The organism is Ekhidna sp., from assembly GCF_965247405.1.
Lineage (GTDB): Bacteria > Bacteroidota > Bacteroidia > Cytophagales > Cyclobacteriaceae > Ekhidna.
The window spans coordinates 1,106,399-1,127,656 of record NZ_OZ252014.1 but is presented as its reverse complement, the minus strand read 5'-3'; the positions used below and the strand labels follow the sequence as shown (position 1 = coordinate 1,127,656).

General features: G+C 41.3%; 20 protein-coding genes. 3 read left to right on the top strand and 17 right to left on the bottom strand.

Annotated features, from left to right (window positions below; translation table 11 throughout):
* The first annotated feature begins 64 nt into the window (after positions 1-64).
* Positions 65-946, top strand: a complete 882-nt coding sequence (locus ACP14Y_RS04960) for a diacylglycerol/lipid kinase family protein (RefSeq protein ID WP_424961863.1) — start codon at positions 65-67, stop codon at positions 944-946.
* Here the strand turns inward: ACP14Y_RS04960 and ACP14Y_RS04955 are convergent.
* Positions 943-2,247 carry an amino acid permease gene (locus ACP14Y_RS04955; RefSeq protein ID WP_424961862.1) on the bottom strand — a complete coding sequence of 435 codons (1,305 nt, stop codon included), beginning with the start codon at positions 2,245-2,247 and terminating at the stop codon, positions 943-945. The two genes, ACP14Y_RS04960 and ACP14Y_RS04955, sit on opposite strands and share 4 nt — an antisense overlap.
* A gap of 54 nt (positions 2,248-2,301) precedes the next feature.
* Between ACP14Y_RS04955 and ACP14Y_RS04950 the strand changes: the two genes are divergently transcribed.
* Entirely contained in the window at positions 2,302-3,384 is a 1,083-nt protein-coding gene (locus ACP14Y_RS04950; protein WP_424961861.1) for an aromatic ring-hydroxylating oxygenase subunit alpha, read from the top strand.
* A 219-nt stretch (positions 3,385-3,603) separates the two neighbouring features.
* On the opposite strand, the gene ACP14Y_RS04945 is transcribed toward ACP14Y_RS04950, so the two are convergent.
* The 12 genes from ACP14Y_RS04945 to ACP14Y_RS04890 form a co-directional block, all read right to left on the bottom strand.
* Positions 3,604-3,897, bottom strand: a complete 294-nt coding sequence (locus tag ACP14Y_RS04945; RefSeq protein ID WP_424961860.1) for a type II toxin-antitoxin system RelE/ParE family toxin — start codon at positions 3,895-3,897, stop codon at positions 3,604-3,606.
* The gene (locus ACP14Y_RS04940) at positions 3,882-4,109 is read right to left on the bottom strand and encodes a hypothetical protein (protein WP_424961859.1); all 228 of its coding nucleotides are present in this window, start codon (positions 4,107-4,109) and stop codon (positions 3,882-3,884) included. Before ACP14Y_RS04940 ends, ACP14Y_RS04945 begins: the two co-directional genes overlap by 16 nt.
* Before the next feature lie 205 nt (positions 4,110-4,314).
* Complete coding sequence (locus ACP14Y_RS04935; RefSeq protein ID WP_424961858.1) at positions 4,315-4,836, bottom strand: hypothetical protein; 522 nt, start codon at positions 4,834-4,836, stop codon at positions 4,315-4,317.
* A 97-nt stretch (positions 4,837-4,933) separates the two neighbouring features.
* On the bottom strand, positions 4,934-5,725 hold the full coding sequence (gene ispE / locus ACP14Y_RS04930; protein ID WP_424961857.1) for a 4-(cytidine 5'-diphospho)-2-C-methyl-D-erythritol kinase: 792 nt from the start codon (positions 5,723-5,725) through the stop codon (positions 4,934-4,936).
* Positions 5,726-5,818: 93 nt separating this feature from the next.
* Positions 5,819-6,631: an enoyl-ACP reductase FabI gene (locus tag ACP14Y_RS04925; protein ID WP_424961856.1), complete on the bottom strand. Its 813-nt coding sequence runs from the start codon at positions 6,629-6,631 to the stop codon at positions 5,819-5,821.
* 77 nt (positions 6,632-6,708) lie between these two features.
* Entirely contained in the window at positions 6,709-7,104 is a 396-nt protein-coding gene (locus ACP14Y_RS04920) for an endonuclease domain-containing protein (RefSeq protein WP_424961855.1), read from the bottom strand.
* Positions 7,105-7,234: 130 nt separating this feature from the next.
* Positions 7,235-8,887, bottom strand: coding sequence for a DNA repair protein RecN (recN, locus tag ACP14Y_RS04915; protein ID WP_424961854.1), 1,653 nt, complete (start codon positions 8,885-8,887; stop codon positions 7,235-7,237).
* A 27-nt stretch (positions 8,888-8,914) separates the two neighbouring features.
* On the bottom strand, positions 8,915-9,802 hold the full coding sequence (locus tag ACP14Y_RS04910; RefSeq protein ID WP_424961853.1) for a DUF4835 family protein: 888 nt from the start codon (positions 9,800-9,802) through the stop codon (positions 8,915-8,917).
* On the bottom strand, positions 9,799-10,989 hold the full coding sequence (gene coaBC, locus ACP14Y_RS04905; protein WP_424961852.1) for a bifunctional phosphopantothenoylcysteine decarboxylase/phosphopantothenate--cysteine ligase CoaBC: 1,191 nt from the start codon (positions 10,987-10,989) through the stop codon (positions 9,799-9,801). The genes ACP14Y_RS04910 and coaBC overlap by 4 nt, the downstream gene beginning before the upstream one ends.
* 10 nt (positions 10,990-10,999) lie before the next feature.
* Positions 11,000-11,332, bottom strand: coding sequence for a DNA-directed RNA polymerase subunit omega (locus tag ACP14Y_RS04900; RefSeq protein WP_424961851.1), 333 nt, complete (start codon positions 11,330-11,332; stop codon positions 11,000-11,002).
* Positions 11,333-11,342: 10 nt separating this feature from the next.
* Positions 11,343-12,149 (bottom strand): outer membrane protein assembly factor BamD, encoded by an 807-nt coding sequence (locus ACP14Y_RS04895; RefSeq protein ID WP_424961850.1) that lies wholly within the window; start codon positions 12,147-12,149, stop codon positions 11,343-11,345.
* A 60-nt stretch (positions 12,150-12,209) separates the two neighbouring features.
* Entirely contained in the window at positions 12,210-13,844 is a 1,635-nt protein-coding gene (locus ACP14Y_RS04890; RefSeq protein ID WP_424961849.1) for an OstA-like protein, read from the bottom strand.
* A 24-nt stretch (positions 13,845-13,868) separates the two neighbouring features.
* Between ACP14Y_RS04890 and tilS the strand changes: the two genes are divergently transcribed.
* Positions 13,869-15,170: a tRNA lysidine(34) synthetase TilS gene (tilS, locus tag ACP14Y_RS04885; protein WP_424961848.1), complete on the top strand. Its 1,302-nt coding sequence runs from the start codon at positions 13,869-13,871 to the stop codon at positions 15,168-15,170.
* 37 nt (positions 15,171-15,207) lie between these two features.
* Here tilS and ACP14Y_RS04880 read toward each other — a convergent pair whose 3' ends face one another.
* From ACP14Y_RS04880 to ACP14Y_RS04865, 4 genes are all read right to left on the bottom strand, one after another.
* Positions 15,208-17,436: a SulP family inorganic anion transporter gene (locus ACP14Y_RS04880; RefSeq protein WP_424961847.1), complete on the bottom strand. Its 2,229-nt coding sequence runs from the start codon at positions 17,434-17,436 to the stop codon at positions 15,208-15,210.
* Positions 17,437-17,503: 67 nt separating this feature from the next.
* The gene (locus ACP14Y_RS04875) at positions 17,504-17,668 is read right to left on the bottom strand and encodes a hypothetical protein (protein WP_424961846.1); all 165 of its coding nucleotides are present in this window, start codon (positions 17,666-17,668) and stop codon (positions 17,504-17,506) included.
* Between the two features lie 77 nt (positions 17,669-17,745).
* Positions 17,746-19,473 (bottom strand): tetratricopeptide repeat-containing sensor histidine kinase, encoded by a 1,728-nt coding sequence (locus ACP14Y_RS04870; RefSeq protein WP_424961845.1) that lies wholly within the window; start codon positions 19,471-19,473, stop codon positions 17,746-17,748.
* Positions 19,474-19,492: 19 nt separating this feature from the next.
* Positions 19,493-21,208 carry a chitobiase/beta-hexosaminidase C-terminal domain-containing protein gene (locus ACP14Y_RS04865; protein WP_424961844.1) on the bottom strand — a complete coding sequence of 572 codons (1,716 nt, stop codon included), beginning with the start codon at positions 21,206-21,208 and terminating at the stop codon, positions 19,493-19,495.
* Positions 21,209-21,258: the final 50 nt, after the last annotated feature.

The following is a 21,258-nucleotide window of genomic DNA, read 5'->3' as shown; positions in this document are numbered from 1 at the left end:
ATTTTTTGAATATTGCGATAGTACAGTGCGTTTTATCCGACAAAAGATACCAATCCAATAACAGGTGGACAAGCAGAAAGTTCTATTCGTCATCAATCCCATTTCAGGCGGAACCAGCAAAGACGGCCTATATAAGTTGATCGAGGACTTCTGTGATGAGAATAACTATGCGTTCAACCTCCTAAAAACAACTGGCAAGCATGATTCACAATCTATTAAGCAGGAGATTGACACATTAAAACCTTCCTTGGTGGTAGCAGGTGGAGGGGATGGGACGATAAAACTGGTGGCTGAGGAGCTGCTTGGAACTACCATTAAGCTCGGCATACTGCCTCTTGGCTCAGCCAATGGACTGGCTACTGAGCTAGAAATTCCGGAAAATTGGAATGCAAACCTCGACCTCTTAAAGGAATCAAAATCTAAAAAGATTGATGCGATTAGAGTGAATGATGAACTGTGCTTGCACCTTAGCGACGTAGGATTTAATGCGGATCTCATCAAAGAGTTTGAGGAGGACGGTACTCGGGGGAAACTGGGATATGCAATGTCATTTGTAAAGCAACTGAGCAAGCGAAAGAAAAGCATCTTTCAGATTGAGATAGATGGTGAACCTTATTCTTACAAAGCTGAAATGATTGTCCTTGCGAATGCATCCAAATATGGGACAGGTGCTGTGGTAAATCCTAGATGCGATATGCAGGATGGATTGTTAGAAGTTTGTGTATTTATGCCACTGCCGTGGTATAGGTTCTTTCATCTCACCTGGCATAGCTTTATCGGTCGGCTGGAAGAATCTGAATATTTTGCTATCCATCAGGGCAAGAATGTGACCATTAGCTCAAAAAATTCTCGGACACTACAAGTAGATGGAGAGGTGATTGGTAAAGCGAAAAAAGTCAAGGCAGAGGTGTTAAAGGGTGCTTTGGATGTAGTGGTGCCTGCTTAATTTAATTCCATGTTTTTTATCTTCATCCATACATACACGGGCAACCCACCCATCAGCAGGAAAAATCCCCAGTATACAATTTCCAATCCTGAGCCGGCTATGGCCCAGATGGAAAACAAAAAAGATATCGAGGCAATAATTATTTTAAGCTTAAATCCTGATCTGATACCTTCTTTTTTGGCGGTAGTGACCACAAAACTCACCGAGGAAAAGAGGTAAGCAATCAGGGCGGTCATGCTTGACAGTAGTAAGGCAAATTTGAATGCAGCGACCAATCCTTTCGAGTAGTTCATGATCATCAAAAGAGAAATAAGAACACTCGACAAAACGATACTTAACACCGGTACGCCATTCTTGTTTTCTTTGGAGAAAAGAGCAGGAAAAAGCTTATCTCTGGATATGGCTGCTGGTATTTGTCCTTGAATAAGGATCCATCCATTGAGTGCACCGAGCGTGGAAATGATTGCACCAACGGCCACCAGGTTTTCTGCCCATGGTCCCCAGATGATGGAAGCAGCATCAGCAAAAGGAGCTTGTGAAAACTGTAGTTCCTCCGGAGGTATAATGCCCATTAATGAAGTAGTTCCAAGAATGTATACCAGGGTGACAATCCCCAAACCAAAATAGGTTGACCGGGGTATGGTACGCTTAGGATTTTCAATATCGCCGGATGGGATTGTTGCACACTCTATTCCCATGTAAGCGAAAAATGTAAGCGTTGCTGTTTGGGTTATTGCCCTAATGTCGGATTGACCACTGATATTGAAGGATGTGAAGTGTTCTACTTTCAAATAGAACAGTCCAAATATGCCAATAGCAAGTAAAGGAGTGATCTTCAGGATGCTGGTTAACAAAGAAAAAATTCCTGCCTCACGAATACCTAGTGTGTTGATCCATACCACTCCCCATACGATGGCAAGGCCTGTACACACGGCAATGATGTTATTGACTTGTAGGACAGGAAAGAATACCCCGAGGTAGCTCACTAGCGCAATGGCAATCGCAGCATTGACACACCAGATAGAGATCCAGTAGCCCCAAGCCACCAGGAACCCGGCAAAATCTCCTAATCCCTCTCTGGAATAGATATAAGGTCCCCCGGAAGTTCCAGGCAGCATTTTGCTAAGTTCAATGAACACATAAGCGAGTGCGGCTGCTCCAAAGGCAGAGACGATCCATCCGAAAATGCTGATGCTCCCATAAGAGGCGAGTGTAGCAGGCAAGAGGAAAATGCCTGAACCGATCATATTCCCTACAACCAGGGAAGAGCTGGTCCAAAAACCAAGTTTTTTTCTGCTCATGAGGGTGATTGATGACGTTCTAAAAAAACGTATTTTTGAATATACCGCAAATAAATGAATAGCTATCGCATCAACCCGGACATTTCAAAGGCAGAAACACTACCTGCTTCTTTCTATCGGGATCAGGCTACTTTTGATTTGATTCGGGAAAAGGTTTATTATCAGTCGTGGCAATGGTTGGGGGATGAAAATCTGGTGCAGCTACCTAGGCATACCTTCCCATTTGTTATGATGGATGGCTTTCTCACAGAACCGATGGTGCTGACCAAGGACGAGGAGGGTGATATCTATTGCCTGAGTAATGTGTGTACACATCGGGCAAACCTTGTGGCACAAAACCCCGGGAGTCAACGAAAGCTGATCTGCATGTATCATGGGAGGAAATTCGGACTTGATGGAAAGTTTGAGTCCATGCCGGAATTTAAAGAAGCGAAGGATTTTCCGAGAGCGTGTGATGATCTGCATCGGTTTGAGATAGCGAAGTGGGGACCCATGTTATTTGCGAAATTGGGAGGGGATATTGACTTTCATCAGGTGATTAAGGAGATGAATCAATATGTCGGTTTTCTGCCCATCAGCGAATTTGTGTACAGTGCCGTTCAATCCAAAGATTACCTGGTCAATGCTCATTGGGCGCTGTATTGTGATAACTATCTGGAGGGGTTCCATATTCCATTTGTGCACAATGACCTGAATGAGGCACTGGATTACGGGAGCTATGAAACGATCCTTCATGATCATTTCAACGTGCAGGTGGGCTATTCGGAGGGAGCGGAAGATATTTTTGATTTACCTAAAGATCATATCCATGCTGGCAAACGTGTGGCAGCCTATTATTTCTGGGTGTTTCCCAATATGATGTTCAATTTCTATCCGTGGGGTTTATCCGTCAATATCGTGCGGCCTCTTTCACTGAACCAAACTAAGGTGTCGTTTTTGTCATACATCTATGATGAATCCAAACTCCATAAGGGAGCAGGAACGCTGCTCGATAAAGTTGAGCGAGAGGATGAATTTGTGGTAGAGGGGGTTCATAAAGGCCTCCAGTCAAAATATTATCATTCCGGCCGCTTTTCACCTACCAGGGAGCAAGGGGTTCATCAGTTTCACCAAATGCTGGCGGAGTATTTATCATAAAATACTACTATGGTGACTGCCTGAATATGCACTAGCAGAAGCAATGCCTACCCTTAAGCCATGGTATGTGTCTTCACAAACCTTATCATCATTTCGTTTCGTGAGGACACGAACCGAGGCATGGGAAAGTCACAGAAGGGAAGAGGAGCGGTAAGTTCCTACGATCGTTGCTAGAAGAAGTCTGACATCTGCATAGCTAGCGCTTGTTAGATTTCGTATTTAAAGACCTTTTTTGTCAGGATGCTGCCTGGTGTCCCAGACTCTCAAAATTTGAATTTCTTCTGAGTGTACACGGTAGAATATTTTATAATCACGAACTACTTTAGAATAGATATCTCGATAGTCAGTTTTTGTTCCTATGTATGGAAATTGTGAAATTATTTCAGCAGATTTCTCGAATAGCTTCTCAAGCTTTTCTGGGTAGGAATTAGATTGATTTCTTTCAAGCCAATATTTATAGATGTTGACTCGATCGATAATGGATTTGGTTGTCCACTTTATTTCTTTAGCCATTCTTTGACTAGTTGACTGGCTTCTGAGTTGGAATGTAAGTTTCCAGCGTCAGCTTCAGAAATTCCTTCATCGATTGCTGCTTTTTCTGGATCACTTAGTTGATCAATATGCTCAATTTCGTGTTCTAGATTTACAGCATTTAGAAGTTCTTCTAAAAGCTGAGGGTCATGGATGTCGTCCAGTCGTTCTATGATTCGTTCTTTGACGTTCATATCATAAAGTTAACGAGAAGCAGAGAAAGTTGATATAGAAGAAATGAAATCTTCAGCCATGGTTTGTGTCTTCACAAACCTTATCATCATTTCGTTTCGTGAGGAAGCGAACAGAGGCATGGGATTAGTCACAGAAGGGAAGAGGAGCGGTAAGTTCCTACGGTAGTTGTTAGAAGCAATCTGACATCTGCATCGCTAGCACTTGTTACCTCTCGCTTACTCTTTCAAATTTCTCAGTCCCATGTCCACCTTCTCCAAAAAGGACAATATTGTTCCTGTTCGAACTGATTATTATTCTCTTAAAACCAAATTCGCCTTTTAAGTTATCTGGTTGTAATCCATAATAAGTTATATAACCATTGCGAATTCCTTCCATCCAAATTCGCCCTTTCCATTTCTGTATACTCAATTGTTCAAGAGCATTTCCGTTTCCGTCCAAGTAAGTCGTAACTATTATTTTAAACTTGTTATCACCAATGTACTCAAGTACTGCATCAGATACTTTTTGATCAATTTTTTTGCCCTCAAATTGATAGTTCTCAAAATTCCCAGCCGAATCTTGATGAAGCATTTTTAGTTTATCTCGTTCCCGTTGAGCCAGTTTTTTTTCAAAATTGGAGCTTGCCCAAATTGAAATGAAATATCCAATTATTGCACTAGCCACAATTGCAATTGTTAACTCAACCCAATTAATATCGCAAAGTTGTTGGGATATGCTTTCAATCATTACTTACGTTATGAAGACTATGAGAGGTAAACAATAATGTAACGAGCAAACTACTAAATTCCTTTCAAACAACGCATATTCAAAGGACACAAGACGGTTAGTGCAATTCGAATGACTTCCATTCAGTATGTGCTATTTCATCTTCAAACACGCCAAACACCGTACTCCCGCTTCCGGTCATAGAGGCATAGATGGCTCCTGCCTCGTACATCTCTTTTTTCAGTTGTTCAATCTCCGGATGGTTCGGAAAGATGGATGCTTCAAAATCGTTTCTAAGCAGTTCTTTCCATTGCTCAATGGGCCTTTGAACAATTTCTGAAACAGATATTTCAGATTCCTTAGGCTTAACCCCTGAATAGGCTTCTTTGGTAGATACGTGAATGCCTGGATTGTGAATCGCAAGGTAGTAGCCGGAAAGGTCCAGGTCTATAGGTTCTAGTTGTTCTCCTCTGTCGGTTGCAATGGTCGGTTGGTTTCGGATAAAGAACGGGCAGTCGCTTCCGAGCTGCAAGGCATAAGCTTCCAGCATCGAGTCGGAAAGCCCAAGACTAAACAAGTCGTTCAGCATTTTTAGCGTAAATGCTCCATCGGCTGATCCGCCACCGAGTCCCGCTCCCATAGGAATGTTCTTCAGCAAATGAATTTCTACGGGCGGAATGTCAAAATCTGTCTTGAGGAGATCATAGGCCTTCACACAAAGATTGGAGGAGGTGTCTCCCGGAATTTTCAGTCCATAGCTGTGAAAAGCAAAAGAAGCTGCCTCCATCACTTCCAGGCTGTCGCGCCAAGGGATGGGGTAGAAGCAGCTTTCTATGTTGTGATAGCCATCATCCCGCTTGCTCACAATGTTGAGCCCAAGATTGATTTTTGCGTTGGGGAAGGTGATCATTGATGGATAATATTAGAATGTCATCCTGAACGCAGTGAAGGATCTATCTCCATTCATGGAGATTCTTCGCTTCGCTCAGAATGACACTGAATGTTACTTACTAAGTTCCTCCACCATCGCATCAGTGATGCCTGAAGTGGAGAATCCGCCATCATGCATCAGGTTCTGCATAGTAACCATACGGGTTAGGTCGGAAAACATGGTGATGCAGTAGTCTGCACAACTGTCTGCATCGGCATTACCTAGCGGAGACATCTTGTCTGCATAGTTGAAGAAGACATCAAAGCCCGGAACACCAGATCCAGCAGTCGTCATGGTAGGAGACTGAGAGATGGTATTTACTCGCACTTTCTTGCTTACTCCAAATCGGTAGCCATAGCTTCTTGCGATAGACTCCAGCAGGGCTTTCGCCTGTGCCATATCCGAGTAATCAGGGAATGTTCTTTGTGCTGCGATGTAAGAAAGTCCAAGAATCGACCCCCATTCGTTCATGGCGTCCAGCTTCTCTGCCGTTTGCATCATTTTGTGAAAGGAGAGAGCAGAAACGTCTAATGTTTTCTGAAACCAGTCATAGTTTAGATCTCCATAGTCTTTTCCTTTTCGCACATTAGGGCTCATTCCAATTGAGTGTAGTACGAAATCAATTTTTCCACCTAATGTTTCCTGAGACTTAGTGAAAAGGTTTTCCAGATCTTCCATGGAGGTAGCATCCGCTGGTATGATCTCAGCGTTTGTTTGCTCTCCCAGTTTATTGATTTCACCCATTCGCATCGCGATCGGCGCGTTGGTTAATGTGAATGTAGCTCCTTGTTCGTGTGCTTTTTCAGCGACTTTCCATGCGATGGAGTTTTGATCCAGCGCTCCGGAGATGATTCCTCTTTTTCCTTTTAGTAGATTATTTGACATATCTATTTGTTTTCGTGTTTTAATAAATCTTACAACCCCTAGCCCCTTTTAAAAGGGGAATATTTCATTTAAGGAACTCACTCCCCCTTAGTAGATGGGGGGTTGTTCTTTTCTTCAAAATCTAAAATAAAACTTTCAATGGTTCTTAAGACATTTGACATGTTGTGTTTCACATCCAGGTCATCAAATCGAAGGAAACGAATTCCTAATTTTTCAATTTCTTTTTGTCGAATTTGATCTGCTTTGTAGGCATCCTCGTGGTTGTGTGAATCACCATCAATCTCAATCACCAATTGAAGCTTACTGCAAAAGAAATCAACAATGTAATTAAGTATGGGCTTTTGTCTCATAAATTGATAGCCATAAATCTTTTTGGCTTTCAATTCATTCCATAGCAGTATTTCTGAAAGTGTACAGTTGTTCCTTAATTGACGGGAAAGTTCTTTGAGTTTAGGGTTGTAATGAATTTTCATTTCAGTGTAAATATACAACCCCCTAGCCCCCTTTGTTAAGGGGGAATTGCACTATGTCAAGCCCTCTTTTTTAGGGGGAATTGCACTATGTTTAGTGAACCCCCTAGTCGCCTTTTTAAAGTGGAAATTATTACAGCTGAAGCAACTCCTTTGCACTTTCTAGAGCGGAAGTACCTGGATTTTCTCCACCAATCATCTTGGCGATTTCGGTTACCCGATCCTCATCGGCCAGTTTTTTGATTCGACTCACGGAGCGGTCAGAAGTGTGGTCTTTGTAGACATAATAGTGTGCATCTCCACCTGCAGCAAACTGGGGTAGGTGACTGATGCTGATGACCTGGTGGCTTTTAGCCATGTGTTTCATCATGCGAATCATCTGTAGCGCTACCTCGCCGGAAACACCCGTATCGATTTCATCAAAAATGATGGTTGGCATGGCGGTCTTATCTGCAATCAAATATTTCACTGCAAAGATCAAACGTGAGAATTCTCCTCCGGAGGCCACTTCTTTCAGCTCCTGTGGCTTGATGCCTTTGTTAGCACTGAATAGCATTTCAATAGTATCCAGACCATGAAAGGACGGCTCGGCTGAATTGACTTTTATTTCTACCGTGCCATTTTCAATACCGATCTGATGTATGATTTTTTCAATCTCGTCGGAGAAATTAAGTGCGGATAGCTTTCTTGATTCTGTGAGTTTTCCGCCCTTTTCTTGCATGGCTTTTTCTGTACTTTCCAGCTCCTTCTTTGCTTTCGCAATGTCATTGTCCAGATTAGCGACCTGGCTCAGGTCATCATCCAGTTCGTTTCGAATGTTGATTAGCTCCTCTACGGTAAGAACTGAATGCTTTTTCTGTAATCGGAAGAGCAGGTCTAGGCGGTCTTTGAGTTCCTGAATCTTTTCGGGATCATGCTCTACTTTGTCTTGCACTCGTTGCATTTCATTGGAAATGTCTGCAAGTTCGATGGATGCACTCTCTACTCGTTCACTCAAGTCCTCCAGATCTTTTGAAAATATGGCGATAGTGTGTAAGAGAGATTTAGATTCGTTTAACTGCTGAAGAATAGCTACTTCTGACTCATCCAACATATGGATGGCTTGCGATAGCTTCAGTTTGATGTCCTCAGCGTTTTCGAGCACTTCCAACTCATTTTCCAGCTCTTCCTGGTTTAGATCATCCAGCTTCGCTTCCAGGAGCTCGTTTAGCAGAAATTGCTTGTAGTCGGCATCTTCTGCACTTTGAGCGGCCAGGGATTCCAGCTTTGTTAGTTGCTTTTTAGCAGTTGCGTAGGCTTTGTATGCTTCCTGATAATTGGCAATCAATTCAGGATGTGCAGCAAATGCATCGAGTGCACTTAGCTGATACATGTTTTTACCCAACTGCAAAGATTCATGCTGCGAATGCACATCCATCAGCTTCTCTCCTATGGATTTTAAAGCACTTAGATTGGTTGGGGTGTCATTTACAAATGCCCGGGATTTTCCGGAAGGACTAATTTCCCGGCGGATAACGCATTCTGTTTCGTAATCCAGGTCTTCCTGGTCAAAAATATTTTTTAGAGAATATGAGGAAATATCAAACACTCCTTCAACAATGCACTTCTCATTTTCATCCAGCAGCACCTTTGTATCGGCTCTTTTGCCAAGTAACAATCCTACGGCACCCAGCATGATCGATTTACCTGCACCCGTCTCTCCAGTAATAATATTGAGACGTTCAGATGGTGACATCTCCAGCTCTCGAATGAGCGCGTAGTTTTTTATCTGTAGTGACTTGATCATAAATGGGTCACAAAGATATGTCAGAGACTACTGAATTAATGCCTTGTATTCATCAGTTCTCGCAGGGTCGATATTACTCAAGAGATTATAAGCCTGCCGACGTGTAGCCAAGCTGGATTCTGAGAAAATTTGAATCAATTCACCGGATTTCGCATCCATAAAGGCAATGGTTAGAATAGACCGTGGACGTGCGCGATTTGCCCGCTGAACTTTTGATAGGGCATCCAGGATGTTTTTTTCTGCCTGCTCCCGATCATCCACCATGATGTCTAATCCTTGACGGTGGTAGATGTTGAGCGCCTCTCTTATAGGTTCAAGTTGCGGATTTTGTACATTTTCCACTAACCAGTATCTGTTTCTCACACTGTTAAACTGCTGCCATCCGGTGTAGCTTGTCTGTTGTGCATTGTTTACGATTTTGAATGCGTTTTGGAAGTGAGGGGTTCCACCCTTCTCTGAGAACGTGTCATAATCGAATCCAATGATCATGTACGCATAGTATGCTAGCATGGAGGTGATGTTGCTTGTAAATGTGTTTTCGTTGAATCGAAGTGGCTGAGCCTGTACATATTCAAACTCCCAGTCTCTGTCTGCAAAATTTAGAATCACAGATTCATACCCAGTGCCATACACAGGTCGGCTGGAAAGCACCTGCACGGAAGCTTTAAATACCCCGATACTTGGCATTTCCGAAATGGTGATCACCAAATTACAATTGATGACCTCTTCTTCTTCAAACTCGTCATTCGTCCATTTGGTGGTGTTGAGGAATTGGGCGAACTCTGTTTCCATTTCAGTGAACACCGCTCGCTCTGTTGTTTGTACCTGCTGTGCATTGACAATCACCCGGCAGTTGAGTTCCTGGGCAAAAGATGTTGTGATGGTTAGAATGAGTAGTATTCCTGAAAATCTCATTTAAGATGTTTTATGACGTATTCTACGATATCCTCTGCCACTTCGGTCTTACTCTTCAACTCAAATTTTTGTTCGTTATTGTCCTTATCAAAGAAGGTGACTTTATTAGTGTCTTGCTTAAAGCCTGCCCCCTGGTCATTGAGTGAATTAAGGACAATCAAGTCAAAATTCTTCTTCTTTAGCTTCTCTTTGGCATTTACAGCTTCGTTATTGGTTTCCAATGCAAAACCAACATGATATTGGGTATTTTTCTTTGCGCCAAGTGTGGCTGCAATATCCGGATTCTTCACCAGCTCAACGTGAAGGTTATCCTCGCTCTTCTTGATTTTTTCTTTGGCGGGCTCTTTTGGTCGGTAATCAGAAACGGCGGCTGCAAACACCACTATGTCAGCATCAGCATGGTGCTTTTCTGCTTCTTTCAGCATTTCATTTGCAGATTGCACTTTGATGACTTCTCCATTTTTAGGAAAGAAATCTGCTGGTCCGGAAATCATCATGATTTCAGCTCCCGCATTTTTAAATGCGTTGGCGATGGCTGTCCCCATTTTTCCGGACGAGTGATTACCAATAAACCTGACCGGGTCAATCGATTCAAAAGTAGGACCTGAGGTAATGAGTACTTTTTTGCCTTTTAGCGCTTCGGAGTTAGTGAGCTTTTTTTTTACGATTTCCAGCAGCTCTTCAGGTTCTGCCATTCTTCCTTGTCCGGACAGTCCGCTGGCTAGCTCACCATCCCTGGCTTCAACCACTTCATTTCCGAAAGATTCAAGCCTTTTTAGGTTTTCTTGGGTAGTTGGGTGTTGATACATGTCCAGATCCATAGCTGGAGCCACCATAACCGGACATTTTGCGGATAGGTAGGTGGCTAAAAGGAGGTTGTCACAAATGCCATTTGCCATTTTGCCAAGGGTGTTGGCGCTGAGAGGAGCAACAAGCATCAGGTCTGCCCACATACCCAGCTCAACATGGTTGTGCCATTCTCCACTGTTTTCATCAAAGTACTCAGAGTAGACGGGGTTCTTAGATAGGGTGGACAGTGTGAGGGGGGTGATAAAGTCTTTGGCACTCTCTGTCATGATTACTTTGACTTTAGCACCTTCCTTCTTCAGCAAACGCACAAAAAAAGCGGTTTTATAAGCCGCAATGGACCCACAAACCGCTAATAATATTTTCTTACCCGCCAACATGGCGACTAATTTATGCTAATTCTGAACCAGACTCTTGCTCTTCTTCAGGTAATCTGAAATTTAATTCACCATTTAGGAATTCTTCGATAGCCATAGTGGTAGGCTTTGGCATACGCTCATAGAATTTGGAGATTTCTATTTGCTCTCTGTTTTCGAAGATCTCCTCCAGGTTGTCAACGGAAGATGCAAATTCAGCAAGTTTAGCGTTAAGCTCTTCTTTTTGATTTGCGCTGATTTGTCTCGCTCGCTTTGCAATGATTACCAAAGACTCATACAGATTGCCTGTAGGCTCTAGAATTTCCTGATTGTCTCTGGTTATAAGTGATGAATTTATATGCTGCATTTCGCTCTAATTATTTTGAACCCGCAAATTTAGTAATTTCTTCGATGCTTTTCGCATAAATCTTTTCAGCATCTTTTATATACTCACTATTTGGATATTTATCGATGAATTCCAGGTAGTGATCAATGGCATTCTGGTATCGCTCTTTTTGCTTTGAAAAGATACTTTCCTCCGCATAGTCGAAAGAGGTTTCTATCCTTAAATATGCTATCTCCTCATTGTATTCTGAATCAGGAAAGTCATCAGCAAAGTTGTCATACACCACTAAAGCAGACTTGTATCTTCTTAGCTTATAATAAAGCTTGCACTGCTCATATGCCTTTTTTTCCAGTTTTTCCTGCATATCATCGATAATTCTATCTGCATCCGGGGCATATTCAGAGGCAGGGTATTTATTGATGAAATTTTGCATAGCAGCAACAGCCTCGTAGGTCACTGTTTGATCCAACTGGTAGTCCGGGGACTGTAGGTATAACGAGTAGGCGTGCATGTAGGCCGCTTCCATCACATAGTCGGAACGGCCGTATATCTTAACAAATTCCTGAAAGTGGTGTGCACTGAGAATGTATTGTTTTTGATAGTAGTAACTATAAGCGAGGTAAAAATTTCCCAATTCAGCTTCCTCTGTTCCGCGAATGATAGGAAGGATGTCTTCAAGAAGAATAATAGTCCGATGGTAATCTTCTTCCTCATAATACTGAAGGGCTGCTTCGTATTTTACTTTCCAGTCTCCACTTTTTTGAATCTTGCGAAATCTACAGCCACCAAGAGCAGCCACAGCAACAACAAACAAGATTAGAATTCGAATTTCCCTCATAATTATTTAATAGGTCGGCAAAACTAAGGACTTATAGCCTAAACGGAAACAACGCCGCAATCATTCACCATCGTTCTTAATGCTTTTTAACGTTTGTTTTCTTTTTTCCTTCAATCCCTCAATATTTATCTTTTCCGATGGAGGTAATTTGGTTGGTATATCCTCATTTACTGGTTTAGCCGGAGGGGTGGTTAAAAGATCTTCTAATGATGGTCTTTGATCACCACGCCATTCAAATCCATCCAGTTTTTGCACTCCTGGAGTCAACTCGTGAGGTGGTATAAACTTGGCTTCCGGCTTGATATAGAAGGAGATATTGTCCAGTTCTTCATCTATGAACCGGATGGTCATATCACTGCATAATATGCGATTCATTCCAAGGGTGATGATATTATTTGGATCGTCTTCATCCAACACATAGTAAATGCTTTCCCCATTTCCATTCACATCAATTCGTGTGATCTTGGATCGGTCAAAGTAAGCTTGCATGGTTCTCCCCTTAATCTGATTATAGTTTTTCAGGGTGTCCTCGGTAGCTAGAAAAGCTTTTTGAAGGAGTGACATAGTTTTAATTTCCTTTTCTGTCACTTCCATGATGATGGTATCGCCTTCTAGTTGATTTTTGAGATTCCAGAAAATAGGATCTTCATAGAAATAGAGCAATGAGTCCTGCAAAAAATAGGAAGCAGAATCAGCTAGCCCTTGAAGATTTTGTTTCCAGATACGCACATTATGATATGCCAATATTCGCTTTGCAGAATCATATTCACTTTCAATTGAAACGAGTGTGTCTGCTGCCAGATACAATGTGTCCTCCCGAAGGAAACGACGCATAAGCGCATTTCCATATACCTTACTTATGCCGTTTGCTTTGTCGGCAAATCCATCATCCCCAGTAATGACCACATCGTCATCTTTCGAAGTGAGTTTTACATTGCCGCTGGCATCATAATATTTTTTTAGATCATCAAAGAAAAGCTCATCACCTTCCATATAATAATCTGTTGTTTCCACGGTTCCTTCCACAAATTCGGATTGATCCATTCTCGTACGGAATGTTCCTCCTTTTGCGTGCAAGATTGATTCATCTTCGGTGATGATGGTGGTCTTCCCTTCTGTAATGGCGATCTTAGGACGAATGTTGTACCTCAATGTGTCAGACTTGAGGGTGTAATCTGGGGCAACAAGCACCACGTCCGAATAGAAAAGTGCATACTTCTGCAAACCGTAATAGTATCCTGTTTTACTGGTCAGTACATTCACAGAATCTTTGAGTTTACCACCATTGAAGTACTGACCTTCCTCGGTTTCCATATTGTAGTCAAGAAAATCTGTAGTGAGACGTTGATCTGCCTTGGTATAAATGACATTTTCACGGAGTTTGGCTGTGCGGTCCTGCCCATTGTATATAAGTTTTCTAGACGTTATTGTCACTGAATCGTCGATGATCTTCACATGACCAAAAGCCTCCATTACATTGTCATCTACATAATAGTATGAACTGTCACAATACATGGTGGTGGTTTTCTGGGCAAAGACCACATTACCAATCAGTCTTCTGATTTTTACTCCATTTTTACGAAATTCATATAAATCTTCAGCTTTGTATTTGATTCGATCTTTCTTCTGGGCTTGGCTGTTCCAGCAGAGGAGTAAAAGTGAGAAAACTAAAATGGTTTGGATTAACTTCCGCATTCGGCAAAATTAACTGATCGAGTTGTGCATTCTTTACAAAAACAGTTCCATGATTTTATTCGATCCAATCATTTGGTTTCGAATGACGAAAAAATATTGCTGGCGGTGAGTGGTGGGCTTGATTCCATGGTCATGGCAGACTTGTTTCTGCAGGGTGGATTTGATTTCGAAATCGCCCATTGCAATTTTGGTTTAAGAGGTGAGGAGTCTGACGATGATGAGGCTTTCGTGATGGAATGGGCCGATAAAAATAGGGTTAATTGCTATGTAAAATCGTTTGATCTAGGCGATGGATCTATTCAGCTAGAAGCCAGAAATACTCGCTACCAGTGGTTTAATGAACTTTTACTTGAGCACAATCTGAATAAAGTAGCAACAGCACATCATCTGAACGATTCTCTCGAAACGGTGCTCATCAACCTGGCCCGTGGAACGGGGATCAAAGGGATCTCTGGTATATTGATTCAGAATGAACAGGTCATCAGGCCACTTTTATTTACCTCAAAAAAAGAACTGCACACCTATGCAATGGATATGGATTTGGATTGGCGGGAGGATTCCAGCAATGAGGGGGTCGATTACGATCGGAACCTACTACGTCATAAAGTAATCCCGGAGTTGGAAAAACTGAACCCCTCACTTTTGAGTACTTTTTTGAATACCTCCGAACGATTGAGTTTTGCAAAGGAAGTGGTGGCACAAAAGGTGATGGATGTCAAAAGGCAACACTTAAATATGGAGGGTGATACCAGGGTCCTCAACCTTCATTGGATATCCAATGCATCGGATGAATTGATTCTCTCTGAAATATTATCTGACTATGGTGTTAATTATGCGACATCAAAGGAGGTTTTTGGGGCAAGGGGTAAGTCTGGAAAGCAATTCCAGGAAGGAGAATGGCTGATTACCATGGATCGCGAGGCTATCTATATTGATCAACGCAAGTCTCCACTTTTCATGGAGTTGATCATTCACGAAGTTGGTCAATACTATCTCAACAAAAGTGAATTCTCTATTGAGATGAAATCAAAAGAAGAGGTTGTCTTCGGTTCTGAAAATGTGGCTTTTTTTGATGCGAGCCAGTTGGAATTTCCTTTGAGAGTTAGATTATGGAAGGAAGGAGATCGATTCAGACCATTGGGAATGAAAGGAGAAAAGAAAATAAGCGATTTTCTAATTGATGAAAAAGTACCTGTTTCCCGAAAGAAATCTATTTTGATACTGGAGTCTAAAGGAAAGATCGCCTGGGTTGTCGGCCATCGCATTTCTGATCAGTTTAAGATTTCAGGTAAGACACAAAGTGTAATCAAGATTGCTGTTAGTTAAGGTTTCCCTACGCTTAACCTGAAACGGAACTTTAGAATTAGGATGATTTAGCATATAGGAGAGTAGCCAACTCTTTACCATAATCAATAAACTCAAGGGTTTCATCGGTCCGTGCCAGTTTGATTTTATTAAAAATGAGTAGCGCCTCGCCATTGCTTTCTAAATGATAGATTTGATGATTTTCGAAAAAACGAATGATTTCATCCGTAAAAAATGCGCGAATCTCAGATTCATTGTTCCCCATCAAAAGGAATTTCTTGGAAAAGTCCGGATACAGATCAAAATCAATGTCTTTATAGCCGGTAAAAGCCATTACACGGTCAAATATTCTTTCGAAGACACCTTCCTCTTCCAAGGTAAAAACAGGTACCTTTTTATTCAATTTTAAGACCATAAGTGTGGTATTGAATGTTTCAGCTGTAAAAGCCTGTCCCTCATTAAAGGTTACATCGGAAATTTCCCAGGACACATTCAGATCTTCAAATACTCCTTTGAGAGAATTTGATTTTCTTTCAATCGGCCTGATTTCAAAAAAGTGGAATTCCTTTAAATACGTAGTATTCCAATCTACTTGACTATTGTATTGATAATCGTTTTTAGTAGCTAAGTTTCGTAATCGTTTTTGTCTGTGAGATAGTTTGGCAGAGCTGGTCAAGCTAATTTTCAAAGCCCTGTTATACGAAGAAGAAGAAACATGAGAATCCAATCCTGTAATAAAGACTTTACCCCCCGATTCCCTTTGCATCTTTAAGTATTCCACCAGGTAGTCCATATAGGTCATGCCCACCAATCTGGTTTCTGATAAATCAATATTGACATCTGCCCCTAAAGGAATTTGAGCTACCAATTTGTCTATTTTCAGGATGCTCAAAAAATTTGCGATCCCTCTAATTTTTAAATCGAACCCACCATCTGGACGCTCTATTAATTTAGTGCGTGATCGATAAATCATGTCAAAAAACTGAGGAATGGACATCCTTGCCAGAAGCATGTGCGTAATCAGTGCCAATAATAGCCCGCCGAGTAGACCAATTAATAAATTGGTATAGAGGGTCAAAATCATCGTCCCAACAAAGAAGAGCAGTTGCTCTGTTCCTTGAGCATAAGCCTGCTTGAAGACTGATGGAGATGCCAGTTTAAATCCGGTATAAACCAGTAATATCGCAAAAGCACATAATGGTACCTGACTCATTATTGGACTCAATACCACAATAAAAAGCAGCAACAATAGACCTTGATACAAATTAGACCATTTGGTCTTTGCACCATTGTGGATATTGACAGTACTTCGAATAATCACAGCAATAATTGGGATGCCACCAATTAAACCAGCAGCCATTGTGCTCAATCCAATTCCGGTCAAATCCTTATTCAAATCCGTCTTACGCTTGTAAGGATCAATTTTGTCAACTGCCTTCGCAATAGCCAGGGATTCAATGCTTGTGATAATCAAAATGGAAAAGACGGTTGTCCAGAATTCAATCGTGTCAATTTTACTGAAATTGGGATGCATGATTGAATCTGTAATAGATTCAGGAATGTCCAGCAACAGTTGAGGCCCTACCTCATAGGCTTTTCCAAATAATGAAAGTGTATGTTGGTCAAAGAAATTGAAGAGGTAGGCAAAAGGTATTGAAAGCGCTATGACCCACATAGGGGCAGGCAAAAAATGGAAAAACCGGTTACTGATCTTGGAGTGAAACAGTAGTAGAAGTAAGCCTACCACTGAAATAATCACCACGAAAGGGTTGGCTTTGGGTAAAAGCAAAACCGCGTCGATGAGGTTTTGAATGATGCTCGGGCTATCTGACGTTGTGCCCATCGCCACATGGATTTGTTTTGCAAATATGATGATCCCGATGGCTGCCAGAATACCATGAATGACAGAAGAATGAAAGATATCCGCTAACCGACCCAATTTTAATAATCCCAATACGGCCTGAATAGCGCCTGAAACAACTACTGCTGCCAGTATGTAATTAAAGGCCTGGCCTGAACCATCGTCCATCAATGCAATACCTAATAAGATGACTCCAATGACGCCCTTGGCCGGTCCATTTACTGATACATGGCCACCCCGATAAAAAGTGGTTACCACACCACCAACGACTGCTGAAATGATACCTGCCATGGCAGGTGCTCCTGCTGCCAGTGCGATACCCAATGAAAGGGGCAAAGCAATAAGAGCGACACTCACAGCGGCGATTAAATCACTCTGCCAGTTATCAATTAATCCTTGAATACCTTTTTTTGGTACAGTTTCCATTGCTTAGCTAAATGACGATTTGTAAAATAGTAACCTAATCATGAAAAGTAGTGAATATTCAAAATAATTAGGAATAAGTGAGAGCTACTAAACCAACTAAAATCAGCCCAGAGATAAGGAGAAGCATGATTCGCTGAAATAGAATAATGATTTGATTAGCCGAAAAGGGAATGACCACAGACCCTGGTGTGACCAGAATCAGGTTTGTGCTATTGCTTTCGAATTCACTCATCCTGACAATGATAATCAATCAGGATTCAGATATCACATTTTTTTATTGGAAAGGAGAACAGTTCGAAAAGGGATTGGTTAATTATCCCATTTTGGAAGCTCCATGTAAAAGGTGGTGCCGTCACCCTCTTTGCTTTCACACCGAATGTTTCCTTGCATGGCTTCAATATATTTTTTAGAGATGGATAGCCCCAGACCTGTAGATTCCATATCTCCATTTTTTAGTGGCTTAAAGGTCTCGAAAAGATACTTTTGTTCTTCCATACCTATGCCTGGTCCGTGATCCTTTACAAAGATTTCATAGTGTTTGCCATTAGATGCAATAGCGCCTAATTCGATGATCGATCCACTAGGAGAATACTTTACGGCGTTATAAAGTACATTTTCAATGGCTTGAGTTAAATAGACCCGATCACCTTTGATGTATGAATCGTCAGGGATTCTTTCCAGATCGAACGAAATATCTTTTTCACTTGCTGTCAAGCTTTGAGACTGTGCATTGTCTTCCAGCACATCTCTTATGTTCAGTTTTTCCTGCACTACATTGAGTTTCCTACTCTCAATTGCACCTGCATCCAAAATTTTATGAACCATTTCCCGATATCCGTTTGAGGATTTTTTCAAGACGCTTACCAGGTGGTTGAATTCTTCAGGAAGCTTGTCTTTGAACTGTTCAAGAATTTCCGACAAGGAGGTTAAATCATTGATTGGTTTTTTCAAATCATGAGCTACCATACTCATCATCAGATTCTTCTCTTTATTCACAGCGGTGAGCTCCTCATTCTTAATGGAGAGGTTTTTTCCTTGCCTTTCTATTTTTTCTTTCTGTTCCCTGATTTGTTCGTTTTGCTGGCTTAGCAAAATATTTTTCTTCCTCTTTTGTCTGTATTGAATGTATAGGATGATTAAGAAGAGGAGTGTGAGACAAGTGATGATAATGAGTCCATTCCGGATCAATCGCTCATTTTTGAGCTGCGCTTGCTGCTCTCGTAAAGTAACTTCATTCAACTTTAGCTGTAGTCTCTGACGTTCGGTAATTTCCCGTGCTCGCTGAAGGGAGTCTTCAGCAACCTGTAATTTTTGATTACTGCTTTGAAGGGCTTTATCTGTTTGGGCTTTCTGGCTGGCAATTACGGCTACCTGTCGTTCACTTTCTGCTTTTATTTTCTTTTCTTGCTCATCCCTTAAAAATTTGTCAACGGTAGAATAAAGGTCGAAATACTCAATGGATTTTTCTGAGTTACCAACAGATTGGTAGCTTTCATACAGTATGCCATAGCATCGTTTGGTCAGACCGATATTTTCTAGTTCATTGGCTATATCCAGTGCCTCTAATGCAAGATCAATGGCCTCCTGATTTTTCCCTAAGCTTTGGCTTACTGATGCCGCATTTATCAGACCGGATAATACGTGATTCTTTTGATTTAATTCCTTCGCTATGGAAATGCCACTGTTGAAATCAGAAAGTGCCTGTTCGTACTGTTCATTGTCTATTCGAAGGAGCCCGAGATTGTAGTAGGCGCTCTTCATCCCATTTCTATTGGTTACCTTTTGATTGTACTCAATAGACTTTTCGAAGTAGGAGATAGCCTCATCATACTTCTTATTATCCCAATAGATATATGCAACCTTTCCACAGATGCCGGCAGCATTGTCGAATTGACTTTCGCCCAAGGCTACTTCCAGTGCTTGCTCGTAATGAGAGAGCTGGCTCTGAGTGGCTTCACTTAGCTCCTGTGCGTTAGAAAAAAAGGCGGTGTAAAAGAAAGCTACACACAAGAGTGCAGCTTTACTTAAAGTTTTCATATTTCAAATTTAAGATTCATTATTCAATATAGAATCGTATTTTTTGTTGATTTTCATTTCCCAGCTTATCAACAACTAAAACGTTTATTTCGTAAAGGGTATCTTTTCTGAAGTTTTCTATCAGGCTTCTGTAAGGCAACATGGCTCCACCATTTACCTGATAACTTATTTTATCTAATCCAGCATGACCGTCAGTTGACGAAAGGAAAAGTAACACGTGTGGTGGATAAACATTCAGGCTTTCCCCATCAATAATTTTGGATTTGTTGGAGTCGATACTAAATCGATTGAACACTTCAGGTCCACTATTGTCCACAATGCATTGGATTGATTCTGTGCTTGAGTTGGAAAGATTGTCATAGCCATTATAGGTTACTGCGTGATATCCTTCATTTTCGATGCTGAAAGGTGCAGAATAGGTAACCACAGATCCGTCATCTATTTGATAATCAATTTCCTTGAATCCTGAGTCTTTGTCTGTTCCTCTTAAAGAAATGGTGGTTTCTTTGGTTATGTAAACGGTATCTTTCAAAGTAAAAGAAGGTCCGGCAAGGTTGTAATTCAAATCAGGTCCGGATAAATCAACATACGTGAGTAGATTGTTTTTATCAGAGAATTCCTTGGATCGAACTCGATTGTTAACCTTGTCTGTGACTAATACTTCAATATTCAGATTGCCAGATTCAGACAAATAGAAGGGTGCTTCGTATAGCTTAAACTCACCTCCATTGACAGAATAAAGGATTTCTTTTACTCCAGCCTTATTGTCCATGGCTACAAGCTTTAATTTGGTTCTGCCTGAGTAATATTCTTTACCATTGGCGATAAAAGTATTTCCTATGATCTCATCGATTACGCGTGGAGGCGATTTGTCCAAATAGAATGTGTAAGTCTTCTTTTCTTCATTATTGTCCACTTTGTCTACTGCGAAGAAAGTGATGGTATGTTCTCCTTCATTCAGGCTGGCAATTGAGATGGGAGAGGAAAATTCATAGGTTCTTCCCTCATCAATCGTGTAGAAGATTTTTGAAACCCCTGATGCATTGTCATTAGCTTTCAGGTTGATAGATGAACGAGCGGAGACCACATTTTCAGATAGGTCACCCTCAACATTCAGCGTGGAAGACGGTGCGGAATTATCTATCAGCATAGTAACACTTTTTACTTCTTCAACATTCCCTACATTATCAACTGCGTAGTACTTTAGCGTGTATGTTTTTTCCTCTTGGACAGGTATTGAGTTGATGTATTTTTGAAACGAAGCACCATCTAAAGAATAATAGATTGCATCAATTCCTGAGATTTCATCCGATGCTGCCAGTGTGATGTCTGAAGCACTCAATGTGATCTTTTCGTCTGCTTCAGCCAGCTTCACATCTCCATATGAAATTTTTGTGGCAGGTGCTTTACTGTCTGCATAAAGCTCAAATATTACTTCTTCTTTTGGGTAAACAACCTTCTTTGTCTCAGGATCTACTTTCCACGGGGTACGGATGGTGTTGTATCCTTCAGAATCCAAGAACATAGGGCTACTGTATTCAGGTTCTTTTCCATCAAGCACTTCTCCGTTGGATCCATCTGGACTTGTTGAAATACTCAAATAGAGAGGAAGTGCTTTATTAACATAAACCTTCCCTTCGTTTTTATAGATTTTTTTCTCGTGGTTTAATTCCTCCTGTGCGAGGAGGGTAAAGCAAAAGCATGTAATCAAAGACAAGCTTAAAAGTTTCTTCATGGTTGTATGGTTATTTTGGTATCAGTGATAAACTTGATTTCACTAATATA